21 protein-coding genes and 1 tRNA gene are annotated in these 20278 nt (G+C 64.5%); 13 read left to right on the top strand and 9 right to left on the bottom strand.

Annotated features, from left to right (window positions below):
• Positions 1-53 precede the first annotated feature (53 nt).
• From ACIPZ8_RS17935 to trxA, 3 genes are read left to right on the top strand one after another with little or no spacing between them, the layout of a single operon-like run.
• Complete coding sequence (locus ACIPZ8_RS17935) at positions 54-506, top strand: YbaY family lipoprotein (protein WP_400725755.1); 453 nt, start codon at positions 54-56, stop codon at positions 504-506.
• Positions 507-1166, top strand: a complete 660-nt coding sequence (locus ACIPZ8_RS17930; protein ID WP_400725752.1) for a class I SAM-dependent methyltransferase — start codon at positions 507-509, stop codon at positions 1164-1166.
• 31 nt (positions 1167-1197) lie between these two features.
• Complete coding sequence (trxA, locus tag ACIPZ8_RS17925; protein WP_400725749.1) at positions 1198-2070, top strand: thioredoxin; 873 nt, start codon at positions 1198-1200, stop codon at positions 2068-2070.
• Between the two features lie 130 nt (positions 2071-2200).
• On the opposite strand, the gene ACIPZ8_RS17920 is transcribed toward trxA, so the two are convergent.
• Positions 2201-2536, bottom strand: coding sequence for a hypothetical protein (locus ACIPZ8_RS17920; protein ID WP_400725747.1), 336 nt, complete (start codon positions 2534-2536; stop codon positions 2201-2203).
• A 131-nt stretch (positions 2537-2667) separates the two neighbouring features.
• Between ACIPZ8_RS17920 and ACIPZ8_RS17915 the strand changes: the two genes are divergently transcribed.
• The 5 genes from ACIPZ8_RS17915 to ACIPZ8_RS17895 all read left to right on the top strand — a co-directional run bounded on the left by ACIPZ8_RS17915 (position 2668) and on the right by ACIPZ8_RS17895 (position 6537).
• On the top strand, positions 2668-3243 hold the full coding sequence (locus ACIPZ8_RS17915; RefSeq protein WP_400725744.1) for a DUF2796 domain-containing protein: 576 nt from the start codon (positions 2668-2670) through the stop codon (positions 3241-3243).
• 1 nt (position 3244) lies between these two features.
• Positions 3245-3955 (top strand): ABC transporter ATP-binding protein, encoded by a 711-nt coding sequence (locus ACIPZ8_RS17910; protein ID WP_400725741.1) that lies wholly within the window; start codon positions 3245-3247, stop codon positions 3953-3955.
• On the top strand, positions 3955-5220 hold the full coding sequence (locus tag ACIPZ8_RS17905; protein WP_400725738.1) for an ABC transporter permease: 1266 nt from the start codon (positions 3955-3957) through the stop codon (positions 5218-5220). Before ACIPZ8_RS17910 ends, ACIPZ8_RS17905 begins: the two co-directional genes overlap by 1 nt.
• Before the next feature lie 8 nt (positions 5221-5228).
• The gene (locus ACIPZ8_RS17900) at positions 5229-5744 is read left to right on the top strand and encodes a DUF3299 domain-containing protein (RefSeq protein WP_400725735.1); all 516 of its coding nucleotides are present in this window, start codon (positions 5229-5231) and stop codon (positions 5742-5744) included.
• A gap of 109 nt (positions 5745-5853) precedes the next feature.
• The gene (locus ACIPZ8_RS17895; RefSeq protein ID WP_060509644.1) at positions 5854-6537 is read left to right on the top strand and encodes an OmpW family protein; all 684 of its coding nucleotides are present in this window, start codon (positions 5854-5856) and stop codon (positions 6535-6537) included.
• On the opposite strand, the gene ACIPZ8_RS17890 is transcribed toward ACIPZ8_RS17895, so the two are convergent.
• Positions 6525-7718, bottom strand: a complete 1194-nt coding sequence (locus tag ACIPZ8_RS17890) for an MFS transporter (protein WP_400725732.1) — start codon at positions 7716-7718, stop codon at positions 6525-6527. The two genes, ACIPZ8_RS17895 and ACIPZ8_RS17890, sit on opposite strands and share 13 nt — an antisense overlap.
• A 103-nt stretch (positions 7719-7821) precedes the next feature.
• Between ACIPZ8_RS17890 and ACIPZ8_RS17885 the strand changes: the two genes are divergently transcribed.
• The gene (locus ACIPZ8_RS17885; RefSeq protein ID WP_400725730.1) at positions 7822-8265 is read left to right on the top strand and encodes a winged helix-turn-helix transcriptional regulator; all 444 of its coding nucleotides are present in this window, start codon (positions 7822-7824) and stop codon (positions 8263-8265) included.
• Between the two features lie 30 nt (positions 8266-8295).
• Here the strand turns inward: ACIPZ8_RS17885 and ACIPZ8_RS17880 are convergent, their stop codons facing one another.
• Both ACIPZ8_RS17880 and ACIPZ8_RS17875 read right to left on the bottom strand, forming a co-directional pair.
• Complete coding sequence (locus ACIPZ8_RS17880) at positions 8296-9228, bottom strand: NAD-dependent epimerase/dehydratase family protein (protein ID WP_400725727.1); 933 nt, start codon at positions 9226-9228, stop codon at positions 8296-8298.
• Complete coding sequence (locus ACIPZ8_RS17875) at positions 9221-10105, bottom strand: sugar nucleotide-binding protein (RefSeq protein WP_294341451.1); 885 nt, start codon at positions 10103-10105, stop codon at positions 9221-9223. The genes ACIPZ8_RS17880 and ACIPZ8_RS17875 overlap by 8 nt, the downstream gene beginning before the upstream one ends.
• A 278-nt stretch (positions 10106-10383) precedes the next feature.
• Between ACIPZ8_RS17875 and ACIPZ8_RS17870 the strand changes: the two genes are divergently transcribed.
• Together ACIPZ8_RS17870 and ACIPZ8_RS17865 are read left to right on the top strand one after the other, a co-directional pair.
• Positions 10384-11424, top strand: a complete 1041-nt coding sequence (locus tag ACIPZ8_RS17870; RefSeq protein WP_400725724.1) for a hypothetical protein — start codon at positions 10384-10386, stop codon at positions 11422-11424.
• A 17-nt stretch (positions 11425-11441) separates the two neighbouring features.
• Positions 11442-12236 carry a TSUP family transporter gene (locus ACIPZ8_RS17865; protein WP_400725721.1) on the top strand — a complete coding sequence of 265 codons (795 nt, stop codon included), beginning with the start codon at positions 11442-11444 and terminating at the stop codon, positions 12234-12236.
• A gap of 8 nt (positions 12237-12244) precedes the next feature.
• Here the strand turns inward: ACIPZ8_RS17865 and ACIPZ8_RS17860 are convergent, their stop codons facing one another.
• Positions 12245-13054, bottom strand: a complete 810-nt coding sequence (locus ACIPZ8_RS17860) for a helix-turn-helix domain-containing protein (protein WP_400725718.1) — start codon at positions 13052-13054, stop codon at positions 12245-12247.
• Between the two features lie 178 nt (positions 13055-13232).
• Between ACIPZ8_RS17860 and ACIPZ8_RS17855 the strand changes: the two genes are divergently transcribed.
• Positions 13233-14675, top strand: a complete 1443-nt coding sequence (locus ACIPZ8_RS17855) for an alanine/glycine:cation symporter family protein (RefSeq protein WP_400725715.1) — start codon at positions 13233-13235, stop codon at positions 14673-14675.
• 72 nt (positions 14676-14747) lie between these two features.
• Entirely contained in the window at positions 14748-15734 is a 987-nt protein-coding gene (locus ACIPZ8_RS17850) for an asparaginase (protein WP_400725712.1), read from the top strand.
• Positions 15735-15745: 11 nt separating this feature from the next.
• On the opposite strand, the gene ACIPZ8_RS17845 is transcribed toward ACIPZ8_RS17850, so the two are convergent.
• The 4 genes from ACIPZ8_RS17845 to fdhE form a co-directional block, all read right to left on the bottom strand.
• Positions 15746-15841, bottom strand: a tRNA-Sec gene (locus ACIPZ8_RS17845).
• A 6-nt stretch (positions 15842-15847) separates the two neighbouring features.
• The gene (gene selB / locus ACIPZ8_RS17840) at positions 15848-17770 is read right to left on the bottom strand and encodes a selenocysteine-specific translation elongation factor (protein WP_400725710.1); all 1923 of its coding nucleotides are present in this window, start codon (positions 17768-17770) and stop codon (positions 15848-15850) included.
• The gene (gene selA, locus ACIPZ8_RS17835) at positions 17767-19194 is read right to left on the bottom strand and encodes an L-seryl-tRNA(Sec) selenium transferase (RefSeq protein WP_400725707.1); all 1428 of its coding nucleotides are present in this window, start codon (positions 19192-19194) and stop codon (positions 17767-17769) included. Before selA ends, selB begins: the two co-directional genes overlap by 4 nt.
• 162 nt (positions 19195-19356) lie before the next feature.
• Positions 19357-20277 (bottom strand): formate dehydrogenase accessory protein FdhE, encoded by a 921-nt coding sequence (fdhE, locus tag ACIPZ8_RS17830; protein WP_400725704.1) that lies wholly within the window; start codon positions 20275-20277, stop codon positions 19357-19359.
• Between the last annotated feature and the right edge of the window lies 1 nt (position 20278).

The raw sequence follows: 20278 nt of genomic DNA, 5'->3' as shown, positions 1-20278 counted from the left end.
GACAAGCCAAAGGGGTTAACATCCATACAATTCTGCCCGTGAAGGACCCACCCATGCATCTTCGTGCGCTCGTCGTGCTGTGCTGCGCTTCCCTGCTCGCCGCCTGCGGCAGTGACCGCCCCAGGACCGAAGCAGTCCCTGCGCCAACAGCGGCCAAGGTGGCGAAAAACGCCGAACCGCTCGGCCCGCTGCCGGCCTATCAGCGTGAGTTGAGCGGCACCTTGCTGGAGATCCCCGCCGGCGCCGACGTGGAGCTGGCACTGCTGGTCATCGACGACCGCGACCGCCCGCAACAGCTGCTGGCCAGCAGCACCCTGACCGGCACCGGCCAGGCCCTGCCCTACCACCTGCGTTTCAACCCCGAGGCCTTCCCGGCCGGTGCCCGCGTCGAGCTGCGCGGCCGCGCCAGCAGCTCCGGCCAGCTGATCATGCACCTGCCACCGGTGCGCATCATCCAGGCCCAGACCCAGGCCACCGGCCCACTGCGTTTCGAGAAGGCGCCGTAAGTGGCGCCGCTGGCCCTGCAACAGGCCCTCAGCGGCCTGATCGGCGAAGCGCGCCTGGTCATCAGCGATCTGCCCGAGTGCGAACTGAAGCTATGGCTGATCGATGACCAGAACATGGACCGCGCCTTCAGCAGCGAAGAAACCCGGCGCATCCTCGAAGAACCGCCGTACTGGAGCTTCTGCTGGGCCAGTGGCCTGGCCATGGCCCGCTACCTGGCGGCGCACCCCGAGTGGGTCGCCGGCAAGCGCGTGCTGGACTTTGGTGCCGGCTCCGGCATTGCCGGGATTGCGGCGGCCCGCGCCGGGGCGCTGGAAGTGGTCGCCTGTGACCTCGACCCGCTGGCCCTGGAAGCCTGCCGTGCCAACGCCCAGCTCAATGAGGTCGAGCTGGGCTACAGCAGCGACTTCTTCGCCGAAGCCGACCGCTTCGACCTGATCCTGGTCGCCGACGTGCTCTATGACCGCGCCAACCTGCCGCTGCTCGATGCCTTCCTGGGGCGTGGCCGCCAGGCACTGGTGGCCGACTCGCGTGTCCGCGATTTCAGCCACCCGCTGTACCGGCAGCTTGGCGTGCTCGAGGCCTTGACCCTGCCGGACCTGGCCGAGCCGCACGAATTCCGCCGGGTCAGCCTGTACCACGCCAGCCGCGAGCCTTTATAGTGGTGCCATTCACGGATTACCGAGAGTCGCGATGAGCCAGGACACCCCATACATCTTCGATGCCACCGATGCCACCTTCCAGCAACTGGTGATCGAGAACTCCTTCCACAAGCCGGTGCTGGTGGACTTCTGGGCCGAGTGGTGCGCGCCGTGCAAGGCGCTGATGCCGCTGCTGGCGAAAATCGCCGAGGGTTACCAGGGCGAGTTGTTGCTTGCCAAGATCAACTGCGACGTCGAGCAGCAGGTGGTGGCCCAGTTCGGCATCCGCAGCCTGCCGACCGTGGTGCTGTTCAAGGATGGCCAGCCGGTCGACGGTTTTGCCGGTGCGCAGCCGGAGTCGGCGATCCGCGCCATGCTCGAGCCCCATGTGCAACTGCCGGCCGCGCCGACCGCTTCGCCGCTGGAGCAGGCCAAGGCGCTGTTCGCCGAAAGCCGTTTCGCCGAGGCCGAAGCTGCGCTGCAAGCGCTGCTGGGTGAAGACAACAGCAATGCCGAGGCGCTGATCCTGTATGCCCGTTGCCTGGCAGAACGTGGCGAGCTGGGTGAGGCCCAGGTGGTGCTGGATGCGGTCAAGACCGATGAGCACAAGGCTGCACTGGCCGGTGCCAAGGCCCAGCTGACCTTTCTGCGCCAGGCTGCGAGCCTGCCGGAGGTCGCCGACCTGAAGAGCCGCCTGGCGCAGAATCCGCAGGATGATGAGGCGGCTTACCAGCTGAGCATCCAGCAGTTGGCGCGCCAGCAGTATGAAGCGGCACTGGACGGGTTGCTGAAGCTGTTCCAGCGTAATCGCGGGTATGAGAACGGCTTGCCGCAAAAGGCGATGCTGCAGGTGTTCGAGCTGCTGGGCAATGATCACCCGCTGGTGGGTGTGTATCGCCGCCGCTTGTCTTCGGCCATGTTCTGAATTTGAGATTGCCGGGGCCGCTTTGCGGCCCTTTCGCGACACAAGGCCGCTCCTACAAGGGAACGCGGTCTTCTGTAGGAGCGGCCTTGTGTCGCGAAAGGGCTGCAGAGCAGCCCCAGAATCCAGAACCTCACCCCACCCAGTGATACACCGGCGCATCCACGCCACTTTCCACCTTCACCTCACTGCTGTGCCGCAAGCGCACCAGCAGCCGCTTGCCCGCCGCCGTGCTCCCGGCCAGCCCTTCCAGCCGGTCGAGCAATTCCGGACCGCTCATCTGCCCCGCCAGGCGCAGCACCTCACGCGCCGCATGCCACTGCCCGTCATCCTGGCGCGGTGCCGCTGCCACGGCGACCGGCTCTGCCACCGGCACCTCGATCTGCCGTCCCAATTGCGCCCACTCCTGCGGCTCCAGCTCGATGGTCAGGTCCACCGGCCAGTCACCAATCTGTCCACGAATTCTCACGTTGCGCTCCTTGAGCTCAGATCCATGCAGCCATGCTACCGCAACATGAAACCTGCACCATGCAGACTGGCGACGCGAAGAAAAGTTGTTATAACATAACCAAACTTTCCAGCCCGCCCCCGGAGTCGTCCATGCGTCGCCTGCTGCTCGCCCTGCCCTTCGCCCTGCTGCCCCTGGCCGTGGTCCATGCCCACGACGAACATGACCATGATCACGCCCACGGCACCCTCGGCGCCCACGAGCATGGCGTGGCCAAGCTCAACGCGGTGCTCGATGGCAATACCCTGGAGCTGGAACTGGACAGCCCGGCGATGAACCTGGTCGGCTTCGAGCACATGGCCAGCAGCGATGCCGACAAGGCCAAGGTCGCCGCCGTGCGCCAGCAGCTCGAACAACCGCTGAAGCTGTTCGCCCTGGCCTCGGCCGCCGGCTGCAAGGAAGACCAGCAAGAGCTGGAAAGCCCGCTGTTCGGCGACGCAGCCAAAGCTGACGACGACGGTGACGAGCATGAAAAAGGCCACGTGCACAGCGACATCAATGCCCACTACCAGCTGACCTGCGCCACCCCGGAAAAACTCGCCCAGATCGACCTGACCCCGCTGTACAAGGCCTTCCCGGCCACCCAGAAGATCAACGTGCAACTGATCGGCCCCAATGGCCAGAAAGGCGTAGAAACCTCGCCTGCCAAGGCCGTGGTCGCGTTCTGAAATGCGCCAGGCGTTGATTGAACTGCAGGGCCTGGTGTTCGCCTGGCCTGGCCAGGCGCCGCTGCTGGATATCCCGGCCTTCCAACTGGAAGCGGGTGAAGCACTGTTCCTCAAGGGCCCCAGCGGCAGTGGCAAGACCACCCTGCTGGGCCTGCTCGGCGGGGTCAACCGGCCGGGTCAGGGGCGTATCCAGCTGCTCGGGCAGGATCTTGCCCTGCTCGGCCAGGGTGCGCGTGACCGCTTCCGGGTCGACCACACCGGCTACATCTTCCAGCAGTTCAACCTGCTGCCGTTCCTTTCGGTGCGCGAGAACGTCGAGCTGCCGTGCCGGTTCTCGCGCAGCCGCGCTGAACGTGCCATTCAGCGCCACGGCAGCGTCGACCAGGCCGCCAGCGAGCTGCTCGCGCACCTGGGCCTGGGTGACCCGGCACTGCTCGCACGGCGTGCCGACAGCCTGTCGATCGGCCAGCAGCAACGCGTTGCCGCTGCACGTGCGCTGATCGGCCAGCCGGAGCTGGTGATCGCCGACGAGCCGACCTCGGCACTGGATGCCGACACCCGCGAAGCGTTCATCCGCCTGCTGTTCGACGAGTGCCGCGCAGCCGGTTCCAGCCTGCTGTTCGTCAGCCATGACCAGAGCCTGGCACCGCTGTTCGACCGTCACCTGTCCCTGGCCGAACTCAACCGCGCCGCCAAGCCCCGGGAGGCCTGATGTACCTGCTCCGCCTTGCCCTGGCCAGCCTGGCCAACCGCCGTTTCACGGCATTCCTCACCGCCTTCGCCATCGCCCTGTCGGTGTGCCTGCTGCTGGCCGTCGAACGCGTGCGCACCGAAGCGCGCGCCAGCTTTGCCAGCACCATCAGCGGCACCGACCTGATCGTCGGCGCTCGCTCGGGCTCGGTGAACCTGCTGCTGTATTCGGTGTTCCGCATCGGCAACGCCACCAACAACATCCGCTGGGACAGCTACCAGCACTACGCCCAGGACCCACGGGTGAAGTGGGCGATCCCGATCTCGCTGGGTGACTCGCACCGTGGCTACCGGGTGATGGGCACCACCACCGATTACTTCGACCATTATCAGTACGGCCGCAAGCAGCACCTGGAACTGAGCCAGGGCCGTGAATTCGCCAGCGACCCGTTCGAAGTGGTGCTCGGCGCCGAAGTGGCCGAAGCGCTGCACTACAAGCTCGGCGACAAGCTGGTACTGGCGCACGGTGTCGCCGCGATCAGCCTGGTCAAGCATGACGACAAGCCGTTCACCGTGGTCGGCGTGCTCAAGCGCACCGGCACGCCGGTCGACCGCACCCTGCACATCAGCCTCGGCGGCATGGAGGCCATCCACATCGACTGGCACAACGGCGTGCCGGCCCGTGGCGCCGGGCGCATCAGCGCCGACCAGGCACGGAGCATGGACCTGCAGCCGACGGCCATCACCGCGTTCATGCTTGGCCTGAACAGCAAGATCGCCACCTTCAGCCTGCAGCGCGAGATCAACGAGTACCGCAGCGAACCGTTGCTGGCGATCCTGCCTGGCGTTGCCCTGCAGGAGTTGTGGAGCCTGATGGGCACCGCCGAACAGGCGTTGTTCGTGGTGTCGCTGTTCGTGGTGCTGACCGGCTTGATCGGCATGCTCACGGCAATTCTGACCAGCCTCAACGAACGCCGCCGGGAGATGGCGATCCTGCGTTCGGTGGGCGCGCGGCCGTGGCATATCGCCGGGCTGCTGGTGCTCGAAGCGCTGGCGCTGGCAGTGACAGGCATCGCGGCGGGGCTCGGGTTGCTGTATGCAGGCATCGCCCTGGCCCAAGGCTACGTTCAGGCCAACTACGGTCTTTTCCTGCCCTTGGCCCTGCCCAGCGCACATGAGTGGACGCTGCTGGCTATCATCCTTGGCGCAGCGCTGCTGATGGGCAGCGTACCGGCCTGGCGCGCCTATCGGCAGTCGCTGGCCGACGGCCTGTCCATTCACCTCTGAGAGGCACCATGCTCCGCGTACTGCTGTTATCGATCCTGTTCTTCGCCGCTCCTGTATGGGCGGACGAGGTGCGCGAGCTGGACTGGCCTGCACTCATCCCTGAGGGCGCACCGGTCATCCCGCCACAACTGGCGCCGCTGCACGACATGTCGCAGCTGAGCGATGCGCTGTCGGCCGAGTCGGCCCCACCGGCACGCCAGCAAGGGCCCGACGCCCCGGTGGTGAAAACGCTCGATGGTCAGCAGGTGAAGATCCCGGGCTACATCGTGCCGCTGGAGGTGAGCGAAGAAGGCCGCACCACGGAGTTCCTGCTGGTGCCTTACTACGGTGCCTGCATTCATGTGCCGCCCCCACCGTCCAACCAGATCGTGCACATTTTCAGTGAAATGGGTGTGCGCGTGGAGGACCTCTACCAGCCCTACTGGATCGAGGGAAAGATGCAGGTCAGAGCCTCCAGCAGCGAATTGGCCGACGCCGGCTACCAGATGGAGGCCGAGAAAATATACGCTTATGTTCTCAAGTGAGAACTGTTTCGAATTCGTGACAACAGTTCTTTGAGCTGGGTCAAACAATTGGTTTAGACGGCTCCTTACCATTGGACTACTCGATTACTCACGTCCTTTGGGAGCTTCCATGAACAAGTCCTTGCTCGGCGCCTCGCTTGTGGCCCTTGCGCTCGCCGCCCCTGTCGCCCACGCCCACCAGGCGGGTGATGTCATCGTCCGCGCCGGTGCCATCACCACTGCCCCGAACGAAAACAGTGGCGACCTGAAATTCGACGGCAACAAGGTTTCGGGCACCAAGGCAACCCTGGACAGCGACACCCAGCTGGGCCTGACCTTCGCCTACATGCTCACCGACCACATCGGCCTGGAGCTGCTGGCCGCGACCCCGTTCAAGCACAGCGTAGGCGTCAAAGGCCTGGGCGGCGGGCTGGACGGCAAGCTGGCCGACATCAAACAGCTGCCACCGACCCTTTCCGTACAGTACTACCCGATGGAGCCTAACTCCAAGTTCCAGCCCTATGCCGGCGTCGGCATCAACTACACCCTGTTCTTCGACGAAGACCTGACCAGCGAGCGCAAGCAACAGGGCTTCAGCAACCTCAAGCTGCAGGATTCGGTGGGTATCGCCGGCCAGTTGGGCATGGACTACATGATCACCGACAACCTGCTGGTCAACGCCTCGGTCTGGTACGTCGACATCGACACCAAGGCCAGCGTCAATGGCCCGACCGCCCTGGGCTACAGCAAGACCAAGGTCGACGTCGATGTCGACCCTTGGGTGTACATGGTCGGCCTCGGCTACAAGTTCTGACCTGAACACGACAGGGCGGCTTCGGTCGCCCTTTCTCGTTGCCCCCAAGCCCAGTACCCCAGTGCCAGCACACTGATCGCCATCCCCAACCCACAGACTGCGATCCAGCCCCAGCGCGCATACACCCAACTCGCCAGCACTGCACCCAGGCCGCTACCGATCGAGTAGCAACACATGTAAGCGCCGATCAAGCGGCTGGCCATCGCACCACGCCCCGCCAGCAACAGGCTCTGATTGGTGACATGCACCGCCTGCACGGCGAAATCCAGCATCAGCACACCCAGCACGAACGCCGTCAGCGAGTGCCCGACCAAGGCTGTCGGCAGCCATGACAGCGTCAACAAGGCCAGCGCCAGCCCGGTGGTGCGCTCGCCCAGCCCTCGATCAGCCAGCCGACCGGCCCGCGACGCCGCCAAGGTACCGGCGATACCTGCCAGGCCGAACAGGCCGATCTCGGTATGGCTGAGGGCCAGCGGTGGTGCACTCAGGGGCAGCGCCATGGCACTCCACAGCACGCTGAACGCCGCGAAGATCAGCAGGCCGAACAGCCCGCGCCGGCGCAGCAGGCTGTCGTTTCGATACAAGGTGAACAAAGAGCCGATCAACTGCAGGTAGCCAAACCGTTGCGTGGGAATCCGGCTCGCTGGCAGCCAGCGCCAGAGCACCACCGCCATCAGCACGAGCAGTACCGCCGCCACGAAGTACACACTGCGCCATCCGGCCAGGTCGGCGAGTGCCCCCGAGACCAGACGCGCCAGCAAGATGCCCAGCACGATACCGCTGGTGACCGTGCCCACCGCCTGGCCCTGGCTGACCGGGGTGGCGAGGGTCGCGGCGTGGGCGACCATCACCTGCACCATGACCGCCATCAGCCCGACCAGGGCCAGGGCTGCCAGCAGAATCAGCCAGTCCTGCGCCAGGCCTACCCCGATCAAGGCCAAAGCGGCAACCAGCAGCTGCCCCAGCAGCAGGTGCTTGCGTTCGAGCAGGTCGCCAAGGGGCACGATCAGTATCAACCCAAGGGCATAACCCGCCTGGGTCGCACCGACCACCCAACCGATCTGCTGTTGCGCCACCCCCAGGTCGCTAGCCATCGACTCGAGCAAAGGCTGAGCGAAATAGACCGTGGCCACGGCCATGGCGCAGGTGGCGGCAAGCAACAGGGTTATCCAGCGACTCATCGGGCTGACTCCTTAGCACTTGGTTTCAAATTGAAACCACATGCTGGATATTTAGCAAATGTGGTTTTAATCTGCAACCAGATGAACCTTGCAGGTACTGTCAATGCTCGATGAAGTGAACGCTCAGTGCCCCGTGGCCCGGGCGCTGGAAGTGCTGGGTGACCGTTGGGCGCTGATGATCCTGCGCGATGCCTTCGATGGCCTGCGCCGTTTCAGCGAGTTCCAGAAGAACCTGGGGCTGGCCAAGAACATCCTGGCGTCGCGGTTGAAGCTGCTGGTGGAGAGTGGGCTGCTGGCGTTGCAGCCGGCGTCCGATGGCAGCGCCTACAAGGAATATGTACTGACCGAGAAAGGGCGCTCGGTGTTTCCGATCGTGGTGGGGTTGCGCCAGTGGGGGGAGCGGTTTCTGTTCGAGGCGGGGGAAGCGCGGTCTGCGCTGGTGGACAGTGCCAAGGGGCGGCCGGTCGGGATTCTGCAGGTGCGGGCCGAGGATGGGAGGCTGCTCGCGGCAGAGGATTGCCGGCGCAAGGTTGTGCGGCATTCATGAATCTGGGGCCGCTTTGCGGCCCCGGCTATCTCAAGCCTTGCCGAGCAGTTTGGCCAAAGCCTCGACCATCGGGGTCGGCTGCGGGAAATCGAAGCGCGCCAGCAAGCGTTGGTTGTCCGCCCGCGAATGGCGAATATCACCCGAGCGCGCCTGGCCGTAGCTGATCGCCGGCAGGCTGCCCACCACCTGCTCCAGTGCCTTGAGCATCTGGTTCAGCGAAGTCGCCTGGTTCAGGCCGACGTTCACCGCGCCCTCTTCCACCTGCGGCTGTTCCAGCGCCTGCACCATCACCTGCACCAGGTCGCCGACGTAGAGGAAGTCACGGGTCTGCTCGCCATCACCGAACACGGTGATCGGCAACCCTTGCACCGCCCGTTCGCTGAAGATGCTGATCACCCCGGAGTACGGCGAGGATGGGTCCTGGCGCGGGCCGAAGATGTTGAAGAAGCGGAACACCACCGGCTCCAGGCCATGCTGGCGGCGATAGAAATCCAGATACTGCTCGCTGGCCAGCTTGTCCACCGCATAGGGCGTCAGCGGCGCCTTGGGCGTGTCCTCGGCAATCGACTCACCTTCACCATTGTTGCCGTACACCGCCGCACTCGAGGCGAACAGCACGCGGCGCACCCCATGCACGCGCATGGCCTCGGCCACGTTGAGGCTGCCGATGAAGTTGCTCTGGTGGGTCTTCACCGGGTCTTCGACCGACGCCTGCACCGACGCCACTGCTGCCAGATGGACCACGGCACGGCAACCAGCGGCGGCACGCTGAACCAGCTCGGCGTCGGCCACATCGCCTTCGATCAGCTCGAGGCGCGGGTTATCCAGTTGCAGGTTGTCGCGTTTGCCGGTGGAAAGGTCGTCGAGAATACGTACGGCATAGCCCTTGGCCAGCAACGCATCGCACAGGTGGGAGCCAATGAAGCCGGCGCCGCCGGTGATCAGGATGGGGGCATCAGCCATGGCGGTAGAATCGATCCAGTAGTGGCGGCAAACCAGCGCGCCAGGCACGCGGCTTGATGCCGAAAGTGTGAAGTATTTTCTTGCAGGCCAACACCGCGTGCTGCGGCTCCTCGCTGGCATCCGGCCGTGCGGCATGGGCCTGCGCGGTAGGCGCCTGTACGGCCAGCTGACGGTACTGCCCGGCCTCGCTGAGGATTGCCTGGCCCAGCGCCAGCGGCGTGGTCGCCTCGTTGCCGGCGTAATGGTAGGTGCCCCACAGCGGCGCGCTGCAATCGAGCTGCTTGAGCACCGAGAGGATCACCCGTGCAGCGTCGTCGACCGGCGTCGGGTTGCCGCGGCGGTCATCGGCCAGCAACAGCTCCTGCGGTTGCTCGGCACGGGTCAGGAAGCGGCCCAGGGCACCGTCGATGCTTTCGTCCAGCAACCAGCCGAAGCGCAGCAGCACATGCTGTGGGCACGCCGCGCGCACGCTCTGCTCGATACGCCACAAGGCCTGGCCACGCTGGCCCAACGGTACCGGTTCGTCCTTTTCGGAGTAGGCCGTGGCCCGCGAACCGTCGAACACCCGGTAGCTGGAGGGCTGCACCAGGGTGATCTGGTGGTGCTGGCACAACTCCGCCAGCCGCTCCACCGCCCGCTCCTGCAAGGCCAGGCGCTGGTCGCTGACCGCCTCGGCCTGGAACCAGTCGAAGTAGTAGGCCAGGTTGACCAGGGCATCGGGGCGATGATCGTCAAGCAGCTGAGTGAGGCTGGCCGGGGCCCAGCCGTTCTCCGGCGGGCGCGGTGCCAGGAATGCGATGTCCTCCTCGGCCCCGAGACGAATCAGCGCTTGCCCGAGGGCATTGCCACCACCCAACAGCATCAGGCGCATACGCATAGAGTCAGCAGATCCGAACAGGTTGATAGAAGGAAAGGGGTCATTTTGCGGTTTCCGGGCGGGGAAGTCCAACACGGGGTCTGGACGGCACCAACGACCAGGCTCTTCATCGATCAGCGCGATTACAAGATGAATTCTCCTACAGCCTTCAACGATCGAGCTGACTTTAGTTCAACAGCATAACGGCATTGAATTGTTGACCTGCCCACTTGCCGGTTGCTGAAGCATTTTCCAAGCGGCGGCTGAGGCACTTCACCCATATTTACAAGGAACGTCCCATGTCGCATTCAGAAGTCGCGTACCTGGATTTCAACCGGGAACAAGGCCAGGCCATAACCCTCGCAAGCGATTTTCTTACTGATCTGGGGGGACCACAGGCTGGGAAAGTGGCAGCTCAGGCACGCCTGTTCGCCAAGCAGCTCGAATCAACATTGAGTACTGATCAAAAATCGACACTACAACGTTTTAGCGACGGCTTGCTGTCCGCGTTGATGTTCAGGGGCATGCCTCGCCCCACCGATTCGGCCCCAGAGCAGTTGGCGGACATTTCAGTAATGGCGCGCAGCAACCGCTGCCAATACCTCGCTTCACGCAACCAAGTGCTGTTGGCGCTGGCACAACATCGAAGTTTCGCTTTCGACATCGACAATGAAGGCCAGCAAGTGCGCCTGGTCGGCAACTTCAAAGGGGGCGGCTGCATCCCCAGGCCCGACGAGAGGCCCGATGCTGAAATCGAAATCAGCTCACATGCGGGATTGCAGCTGGGACCACACACCGAAGCGCCCTACAACTGTTCAACCATTGCCAGTGATGGCCACTCACCCGCGCCTTGCGCACTGATCCTCACCGCACGCTGGAACCCTGCCCATGAACCGACGCATGTAATTCCACTTCGCGGCATCATCGAACGCATGGCCAGCCTTGATGTACTTGCCCTTACTTCGCCCTCTTTCGACTTCACCCGCAGTGACTGCTTCGCTTACGGGCTCGGCAATGCAGGCAAAGCCGTGTCGATACTGCAGTACAACACCAATGGCGGCTTCTCGCTTCGGTACAACAGCTACCGCTTTTCGCTCAGTGGAAATGCTGATAGCGCAGTTGCTCGTGCTTTTGATGCATTTCAGGAAGCCGTGCACAGCGCGCAACCCGAGATGTTCGACCTGCAGGCTGACACCGCGCTGCTGATAAACAACGGACGCGCCTTGCATGGCCGCAACATCATCCAGGACAACCGACGCTTACTGGTGCGCCAGTTCGGATACTCCCGTTTCGCTGCTCCCATTGTGATCGCTGAAGACCCGCTACTGGTCCGTGGCTGAGTACAGGAAGTTGCCCGATGATCGAACTCGATTTTTTACTCATTCTCATACTCGGCCTTGTCGCTTTCACTGCCGGCTTCTTCGATGCGATTGCCGGCGGCGGCGGCCTGATTACACTGCCGGTATTGTTTGTTGCCGGTATCGAACCTCTGGCGGCAATCGCCACCAACAAATTTCAGGCCGCTTCGGCTACGGTTTCGGCGACATGCGCCTTTGCCCGTAAAGGCATGATCGATTGGAAACGTGGCAGCCCAATGGCACTTATGTCTTTCATCGGCGGCGCACTCGGCGCCTTGTCAGTCAGCCTGATACCCAAGACGCTACTGCAGGCATCCGTTCCCATATTGCTGATTCTGGTAGCCGCGTATTTCGCGTTCAGCCCGAAACCCAATGAGCAGTCGCGCAAGGCGAAGCTTTCAATCAGCGTATTCTGCATTGCCGTGGCGCCAGTCATTGGCTTCTATGACGGGATCTTCGGCCCAGGCGTCGGCTCGTTCTTCATGCTCGCCTGCGTCATCCTGTTGGGCCAGCATCTGCTACAGGCCGTTTGCAACAGCAAGCTGCTGAACGCCGCGTGCAACCTGGGCGCACTGTCAGTGTTTTCGCTGAGCGGAGCAATCATCTGGCCTCTAGCGCTGGCCATGGCAAGCGCGGCGTTTGTCGGTGCTCAACTGGGCGCTCGCTGCGCCGTGTACTTCGGCCCCCGGCTGATCAAACCATTGTTGGTCTGCGTTTGCTGCATCATGGCAACCAAGTTGTTGCTCGATTCAGGCAACCCGATCGGCGAGTGGCTACACCGGCTAACGCTCTGAAGGCGCCATCATTCAATCTCGAACAAGCTGTTACGCAACGGCCCTACACTTAACCGCTCACGCACATCGTCATCGATCCGTGGATCATCCGGCCGGTACAGCCTGACCTGCCGATAGGCATTGATGCGGTTGATCTCCTCACCCAGGTATTCCCAAACCACCCGGGTGCAGGCCGGGTTGCGCCGGTCGCCGCTGGACACCCCGGACTTCAAACCGTTCAGGCGGGTGATGCGGCTCTTGAAGCTGGGGATGAGGATGGTCTGGCTCATCTCATTGAAGGTCAGCGACTCGTAGTCGATGAGGAACACCCGGTCCTGCAACTGGAACGCCGCGCCCAGGTAGCGGCAGCGCACCTCGGCATGCTGGTCGGTGGCGCTGGAGCGCTCCTGGCGTTCCTGGCGCTCGAACAGGAAGCGGCCGCGTTCTTCCCACAGGTGCACCAGCGACACCAGGATGGTGCCGGGCACCGACATGCAGTTGGAATACTCGAAGTAATAACCGCAATAGCGCGACAGATTGCCGGCATGTTCGTGCAGCGGGCGGAACAGTTCGCTGATCGGGTCGCCGGGCTGGTCAGCGACAGCCGACACACGCGCGCCAATGAGGCGGGCGAACTGTTCGGCCGGAAGGTTCAGCTCGTAATCCTCTACACCGAAGAAATCCCCGATGCGCTTGAGGTTGAAAGGCGTCGGGCGGCTCTGCCCGCTCAGGTACTTGTTGAACTGCGCGCGGTTGATCGAGAGCTGCCGGCAAACTTCGGAGATAGAGCGGTAATGGCTGCAGGCCAGCTTGAGGTTGGTAGCGAAATGATCGCTCATGACTGGAGACTCAGGTGACGCGAATGATGCCAGTGTAGCATCAAGTCGCACCAAAACAGAGCAAGCCGCGAAATTGTAACCACTCTTGTCATGGCCAACCATGCGCCCCAACGCATAGCGGTGCGCCTGCCGTCCGCTGTCTTTTCACACGAAGAATAAGAATCGAGGTCATTTTCCAATGCTCGAAGCACTCAACGATTTCCTTTCGGGGAAACTCCTCATCGTGCTGATCGTCGGTCTCGGCGGTTACTTCACCATCCGTTCGCGGTTCGTTCAGTTCCGCCATTTCGGCCACATGTTCGCCGTCTTCAAGGAATCGCTGCGTGGCCAGGCAGGCCAGCTGAGTTCCTTCCAGGCCTTGATGCTGAGCCTCGCCGGCCGTGTTGGCGCCGGTAACATCGCCGGTGTCGGCATCGCCGTGACCCTGGGTGGCCCAGGCGCGGTGTTCTGGATGTGGGTCACTGCCCTGGTCGGCATGGCCAGCAGCTTCTTTGAATGCACCCTGGCCCAGGTCTACAAGCGCGCCGACGGCGACGGCCTGTACCGTGGCGGCCCGGCCTACTACATCCAGCACGGCCTGAAGCGTAAAAGCATGGCCATCGTGTTCTCGATCCTGTTGCTGGTCACCTACGGCTTCGCCTTCATCGGCCTGCAGTCGTACACCGTGACCCACTCGCTGCAAAACGCCTTCGCCTTCGACCCGCGCCACACCGGCATCGTCCTGGCCGTGCTGCTGGCCATCACCTTCCTCGGTGGCATCAAGCGCATCGCGGCGGTGTCGGACCTGCTGGTACCGATCAAGACCCTGGCCTACATCGGCGTGACCCTGTACGTGATCGGCACCCAGATCGAACACGTGCCAGCCATGCTTGAAACCATCTTCAAGAGCGCCTTCGGCCTCGACCCAGCGTTCGGCGGCCTGCTCGGCAGCGCCATCGTCATGGGCGTGAAGCGTGGCGTGTTCGCCAACGAAGCGGGCCTGGGCAGTGCGCCGAACGTGGCTGCCGTGGCCGCCGTGAAGCACCCGGGCGCCCAGGGCGTGGTCCAGGCGTTCAGCGTGTTCCTCGACACCTTCGTGATCTGCACCTGCACCGCGCTGCTGATCCTGCTGTCGGGCTTCTACACCCCGGGCTTCGAGGGTGACGGCATCGTCCTGACCCAGAACTCGCTGGCCGCCGTGGTCGGTGACTGGGGCCGCCTGTTCGTCAGCGTGGCACTGTCGCTGTTCGTGTTCACCTGCATCCTCTACAACTACTACCTGGGCGAGAACAGCCTGCAGTTCCTCAGCCGCAACCGCGTGGTGCTGCTGGCGTTCCGTGCCCTGGTACTGGCGCTGGTGGTGTGGGGTTCGATGCAGGACCTGTCGACCGTGTTCGCCTTCGCCGACATCACCATGACCTGCCTGGCCTTCGTCAACCTGGTGGCCCTGGCCCTGCTGTTCAAGGTCGGCCTGCGGGTGATGCGCGACTACGATGACCAGCGCAAGGCCGGCATCCAGCAGCCCGTGTTCGACTCGTCGAAGTTTGCCGACCTGGACCTGGACCGCAACGCCTGGCCTGCCAATCCGCAGGCGGAAACAGCCACTGACAAAGCCGTCGGCCAAGCTCAGCCGCAGCGCTGATATCCTGCCCTGCCCAGCCGCCCCGTCCGTGGGCGGCTGCTCTACCTCCGCTCACCGCTACGGATGCTTTCCATGCGTGCAGTCAAGAATCTCCTCGTCCTCTACACCGGTGGCACCATCGGCATGCTCGAAACCGCCGAAGGCCTGGCGCCAGCCGGTGGTTTCGACGCGCGGATGCGCGAACACCTCGCCCAGCTGACCGATGCGCCCCAGGTGCAATGGACGCTGCAGGAAATGAACCCGCTGCTCGACAGCGCCAACATGCAGCAGCACAACTGGCTGGCGATGCGCGATGCCATCGTCGCCGCGGTGGACGCCGGCCACGACGGCGTGCTGGTGCTGCATGGCACCGACAGCCTGGCCTACAGCGCCGCGGCGCTGTCGTTCCTGCTGCTGGGCCTGCCAGTGCCGGTGCTGCTGACCGGCTCGATGCTGCCGGCCGGCGCGCCCGGCAGCGATGCCTGGGACAACCTGTGCGGGGCCTTGCGCCAGATCGAACAGGGCCTGGAAGCTGGCGTGCAGCTGTACTTCCACGGCCAGCTGCTGCATGGCTGCCGGGCTTCGAAGCTGCGCAGCGAGGCCTTCGACGCCTTCGCCGCGCTACCGCGCCATCGTGAAGGCGAGCGTGCCGCCGAACTGCCTGTCGCCCTGGGCTATCGCCAGCAGCGCCAGCCGGTCAACCTGGCGGTGATGCCGGTGTTCCCGGGCCTGCAAGCCGGGCATCTGAAGGGGCTGCTCGACAGTGGCGTGCAAGGGCTGCTGCTGGAGTGCTATGGCAGCGGTACCGGGCCGTCGGATGACCAGGCGCTGCTCGACGTGCTGCGCGCGGCACGCCAGCGTGGTGTGCTGCTGGCTGCCATCAGCCAGTGTCCGGAAGGGTCGGTGGTGTTCGATACCTATGCGGCGGGCAATCGCCTGCGCGCGGCCGGGCTGGTCAGTGCTGGCGGCATGACCCGCGAGGCGGCGCTGGGCAAGATGTTTGCGCTGCTGGGTGCGGGGCTGGATGTGGATACTGCAGAGCAATGGTTTGCTCTGGACCTGTGCCGGGAACGGGCTTAAACCCTGGAAAATGGCGGAAGGCAGCGGGAGTCGAACCTGCCCGGGAACGGCTGCCGTCCCCAACCGGGTTTGAAGCCCGGCCGCGCCACCGGGCGCGATTGCCTTCCTTGAACTCAGTGCCTGGCCTGCTGCTGGGCCAGGGCGCTGTCGGCGCGGATGTGACGCTGGTCGGCCACCCGGCGGGTCAGGCCGATGCGGTCGAAGTATTCGAGAATCTGCACACTGCGCTTGCGACCGATGCCCAACATATCGCGAAACGCAGCAACCTGCACTATCGGCGTCTCGCTGGCCTGCCGCAGCAGCAGCTCTGCCATGCCCCGTAGCGTTGCCTCAGGGTAGAACAGGTCGCGCACCACCTGATGCACCAGGCCCAGCCGGGCCAGCTTGCGCAGCAGCAGGCGTACATCCGCCTCCGCGCAATGCTCTTCAGTCGCCAACGTCCGGACCCAGGGTGGGTCATACTGCCCTGCCAGCAACTTCGGCTGCAGTCGTTCCCACAACATGCTGTCGGCGGCGCTCAATTGCACCTTGTGATCAGGCAAATGCAGCCATGGCCCGCTGCTGGCGATCACTTCGTCATTGAGCAGCTCATCGAGCAGGCTGACAAACGCCGGGCGCTCCAGCGGCAACGCGGCGAAGCGGCGCAGGCGGTCGCGGTCCGGGCCAAGCTGGTCGGGCTCCTGTTCGTGGAACCGCGCCAGTTGTTCCAGTACCTGGTGCCTCAGTGCAAGCCATTGGCGCTTGGCGAACAGCAACGGGCCCTGGCGCGTGGCCACCACCATCACATCATTGGGCAACAGCCAGGTTTCACGCTGGCGATTGAACTGGCGCTCCAGGCGCTGCGGGTCTAGGCCACCGAGCGCGCAGGCGAGCAAAGCCGGCAGTGCCTCCTCCAGGTCATCGACATCGCGCAGCACCTGCAGCTGGCGCAGGCGTTCTTCACTGCGGCGCTGCCGGCTAGGCGCGAACGGGTCGAGCACCTTGCCGCCGCCGAGGGTGCGCTGGGCACGCTGATCCCGCAGCACCAGGCGGTCACCGTGTACCGCCTGCAACGGTGCGTTGAGCAGCAACTGGGCAAACATGCGTTGGCCAGCGGCCAAGGTTTCGCCTTCGAGCAAGGCCACCCGGGCCGTCACATCCTGGGTACCGAGGTGCACGTGAACGGCACTGAAATGCTCGAAAATGCGGGTTTCACCGGGTAGCAGGCACAGTTCGATATCCACCCGCACGCTGGGTGCATGCAACCATTCAGGTACCAGCCAGTCGCCTCGGTGCACCTGCTCTACCGTCAGGCGTTCGGCGACGATGTTCAGCGCCACCCGCTGACCGGCCTCGGCCACCAAGGCCACCTGGTTCTGCGCGTGCAGGCCGCGTACCCGCACCGGCTTGCCGGCCTTGCCCAGCAGCAAGGTGTCGCCGGTACTGACGCGCCCGGCCAGCGCCGTGCCGGTCACGACCACCCCGGCGCCGGTCACGGCGAAGGCGCGATCGACCGCCAGGCGAAAACCGCCGCGCACGCTGCGCTTACGCACCCGCACTTCGGCCTCCAGCAAGGCTCGGCGCAACACCTCGATACCCTGCCCGGTGATGCTCGACACAGGAAATTGCCGGGCCTTGGCATAAGGCCCCGGTGCCAGCAACGCCCTGACCTGCGCCTGCACCTCGGCCAGGCGTGCGGGCTCGACCCGGTCGCATTTGCTGATCACCACCAGCGCCTGGGGAATACCCAGCAGCTCGATGATCGCCAGGTGCTCGCGGGTCTGTGGCATTACCCCGTCGTCGGCGGCCACCACCAGCAGCACCAGGTCGATGCCATGGGCGCCGGCCAGCATGTTGTGGATAAACCGCTCATGGCCCGGCACATCGATGAAACCGGTCAACGCCGCCCCTTCGGCCAGCGCCGCGTAGCGGTAGCCGAGGTCGATGGTCATGCCACGAGCGCGCTCTTCCTGGCGCTGGTCACCAGCCTGGCCGGTGAGGGCCTGAAGCAGCGCGGTCTTGCCGTGGTCGATGTGGCCGGCGGTGCCGACGATCATTGCACTGGCCCCAACTGCAAGGCCGGCAGCTGCGCCAGCCACTGGGCCTCATCGTCGAGCTGGCGCAGGTCGAGCCACAAGGCGTCATCAGCGATGCGCCCGAGCACCGGCACCGGCAGGTCGCGCAGGGCCCGCTCCAGCACATGCAGGCTGCGCCCACGCAGCTTCTTCGATACTTGCGGGCGCAGGCACAGCGCCGCACTGGGCAGGCGTGCCACCGGCTGGCTGCCACTGCCGATCATGCCCAGCGCGGGCTCGACGCCAACTGCCCACTGCTCACCCAGACGGGCCTTGAGTTCTGGAGCCAGGCGCTCGGCCTGGGCCTGGATCTCGGCCTGGCTCCGGGTGAGCAGACGCAGGCTCGGCAGGCGTTCGGCCAGGCGGTCGGGGTTGCGGTACAGCGCCAGCACCGCTTCGAGTGCGGCGAGGGTGATCTTGTCGACGCGCAGTGCACGCTTGAGCGGGTTTTTCTTGATCCTGGCGATCAATTCCTTGCGACCGACGATGATACCGGCCTGGGGGCCGCCCAGCAGTTTGTCGCCGCTGAAGGTGACGATATCGGCGCCATCGACCAACGCCTGGCGCACCGTCGGCTCGGCGGGCAGCCCCCAGCGCGTGAGGTCGAGCAGGCTGCCACTGCCAAGGTCTTCAAGCAGTGGCAGTTCATGCTGGTGGGCGATACGCGCCAGTTCGGCAGTCGGTACCTGATGGGTGAAGCCCTGAATGCTGTAGTTGCTGCAGTGCACGCGCATCAGCAGGCCGGTGCGCGGGCCGATGGCGGCTTCATAGTCACGGGCGTGGGTGCGGTTGGTGGTGCCGACCTCGTGCAGCTTCACCCCGGCCCTGGCCATGATGTCGGGGATGCGGAAGGCACCGCCGATCTCGATCAGTTCACCACGGCTGATGATGCCTTCCTGGCGCGCGCCCAGGCTGTTGAGCGCCAGCAGCACGGCGGCGGCATTGTTGTTGACCACGGTGACGGCCTCGGCGCCGGTCAGCTCGCGGATCAGGCCTTCGATCAGGTCATCACGGTCGCCGCGCTTGCCGGTGGCCAGGTCAAATTCCAGGTTGAGCGGGTAGCGGGCGGCAGTCTGCATGGCTTCGACCGCTTCCTCGGGCAGCAGCGCGCGGCCGAGGTTGGTGTGCAGCACGGTCCCGGTGAGGTTGAACACGCGGCGTACCTGGCTGCGTTGCTGGATCGACAGGCGTTCGCCGGCACGGCCAATGAGGATTTCAGGGGCCAGTTCGGCACTGCTGAGCTCGCCGTTGCGGGCAGGGTCGCGCAGGTCGTCGAGCAGCTGGCGCAAGGTGGCCAGGACGGCGTCGCGGCCATGGCGTTCGATCAGCGGAAGGCAGGCCGGGTGGCGCAGGAGAGTATCGATGGAGGGCAGGCGTGGGGTGTCGCTGGCTAGGCTGGAGGACATGCGGTACTACCTTGGACTGATCCGTTGTCTGTGCTGGCCCCTTCGCGGGGCAAGCCCGCTCCCACAAGTGCTGTGCAACCCGGAAGGCCAGCGCAGTACCTGTGGGAGCGGGCTTGTCCCGCGAAGCAGGCGACTCGGTATTACAGTGTAGACACTCACCCACTACCCGGGCGCGAGCATCAGGTTGGGTGCCAGGCGATGGAATCCCTCCTCGTCCAGGCGGATATCCAGCGCCAGGCTGGCCAGGTCGTCAGCCAGTGGCTCGGCCGCCGCATCGTTTTCCAGATAGTTCTGCTTCAGGTAGCTCTCGCATGCCGGGCAGCATTCGGCCCGTAGCGGCGCCTTGCCCGGTGCATGGCGATCATCTTCGAGGCTGGTGTAGCGCAAATCCTTGCTCGATTCGCAATACACGCACTTGACCCGCACCACATGCCACTCACAGGCACACAGCGAACAGGCCAGGTAACGCAGGCCGTTGTGCTTGCCACGGTTGCGCACCACCCCGGCCATTGCCGGCGAACCACAGGCCGGGCACTGCGCCAGGCTACCGGCGGGCTTGAGCTCGGGTGCTGGCAGCGCCAGCAACCAGCTCGACCAGGCGGCCTGCAAGACCGCGCCAATGAACGGTACCAGTGCCGCCGGCACCGCATCGTATTGCCCGGCGAGCAAGGCGATACCCCAGCCCTTGCGCTGGCTGTCATCACTGTCACGCAAGGTTTGCAGCGCCTCGCCCAGCGCGCCACTGGCCTGGCTATCAAGGTGCGTGAGCAAGGCCTGCAACCAGACCAGCCAGGGCCCCTCACGCACCAGGCTGTCGGCTGCCAGCGGTGGCAAGCCATGACTTATGCACAGGCGCTGACGTGCCTCGGCCACCGGCAACCCGCCGGGAGGGTTATCCACAAGCTGCTGCTGGACGCGGCACAGCTGAGCGATCAGCCGCAGGTAATCACCCAGGGCATTGCCCTCGGCCAGGTGTTCCAGGCGCGCTGCGCGCAATGCAAACAGATTGGCAGGCGGCAGATGCAGAAACGGCGACATCACTGCCGACGCTTCGATCTGCCCGGGTTCGAGTATCGTGCTCAAG

The sequence above is a fragment of the Pseudomonas sp. NPDC089422 genome (assembly GCF_044749405.1).
GTDB lineage: Bacteria > Pseudomonadota > Gammaproteobacteria > Pseudomonadales > Pseudomonadaceae > Aquipseudomonas.
The sequence above is the reverse complement of the archived record's forward strand: the minus strand, read 5'-3'. Positions and strand labels throughout refer to the sequence as shown.

Coding starts and splice junctions, on each gene's coding strand:
- ACIPZ8_RS17860 (WP_400725718.1), bottom strand. CDS start 13,054: ATGAGCGATCATTTCGCTACCAACCTCAAGCTGGCCTGCAGCCATTAC.
- ACIPZ8_RS17890 (WP_400725732.1), bottom strand. CDS start 7,718: ATGAGTCGCTGGATAACCCTGTTGCTTGCCGCCACCTGCGCCATGGCC.
- ACIPZ8_RS17895 (WP_060509644.1), top strand. CDS start 5,854: ATGAACAAGTCCTTGCTCGGCGCCTCGCTTGTGGCCCTTGCGCTCGCC.
- ACIPZ8_RS17910 (WP_400725741.1), top strand. CDS start 3,245: ATGCGCCAGGCGTTGATTGAACTGCAGGGCCTGGTGTTCGCCTGGCCT.
- ACIPZ8_RS17915 (WP_400725744.1), top strand. CDS start 2,668: ATGCGTCGCCTGCTGCTCGCCCTGCCCTTCGCCCTGCTGCCCCTGGCC.
- ACIPZ8_RS17900 (WP_400725735.1), top strand. CDS start 5,229: ATGCTCCGCGTACTGCTGTTATCGATCCTGTTCTTCGCCGCTCCTGTA.
- ACIPZ8_RS17870 (WP_400725724.1), top strand. CDS start 10,384: ATGTCGCATTCAGAAGTCGCGTACCTGGATTTCAACCGGGAACAAGGC.
- selA (WP_400725707.1), bottom strand. CDS start 19,194: ATGTCCTCCAGCCTAGCCAGCGACACCCCACGCCTGCCCTCCATCGAT.
- ACIPZ8_RS17880 (WP_400725727.1), bottom strand. CDS start 9,228: ATGGCTGATGCCCCCATCCTGATCACCGGCGGCGCCGGCTTCATTGGC.
- ACIPZ8_RS17865 (WP_400725721.1), top strand. CDS start 11,442: ATGATCGAACTCGATTTTTTACTCATTCTCATACTCGGCCTTGTCGCT.
- ACIPZ8_RS17905 (WP_400725738.1), top strand. CDS start 3,955: ATGTACCTGCTCCGCCTTGCCCTGGCCAGCCTGGCCAACCGCCGTTTC.
- ACIPZ8_RS17875 (WP_294341451.1), bottom strand. CDS start 10,105: ATGCGTATGCGCCTGATGCTGTTGGGTGGTGGCAATGCCCTCGGGCAA.
- ACIPZ8_RS17885 (WP_400725730.1), top strand. CDS start 7,822: ATGCTCGATGAAGTGAACGCTCAGTGCCCCGTGGCCCGGGCGCTGGAA.
- ACIPZ8_RS17935 (WP_400725755.1), top strand. CDS start 54: ATGCATCTTCGTGCGCTCGTCGTGCTGTGCTGCGCTTCCCTGCTCGCC.
- selB (WP_400725710.1), bottom strand. CDS start 17,770: ATGATCGTCGGCACCGCCGGCCACATCGACCACGGCAAGACCGCGCTG.
- ACIPZ8_RS17850 (WP_400725712.1), top strand. CDS start 14,748: ATGCGTGCAGTCAAGAATCTCCTCGTCCTCTACACCGGTGGCACCATC.
- trxA (WP_400725749.1), top strand. CDS start 1,198: ATGAGCCAGGACACCCCATACATCTTCGATGCCACCGATGCCACCTTC.
- ACIPZ8_RS17855 (WP_400725715.1), top strand. CDS start 13,233: ATGCTCGAAGCACTCAACGATTTCCTTTCGGGGAAACTCCTCATCGTG.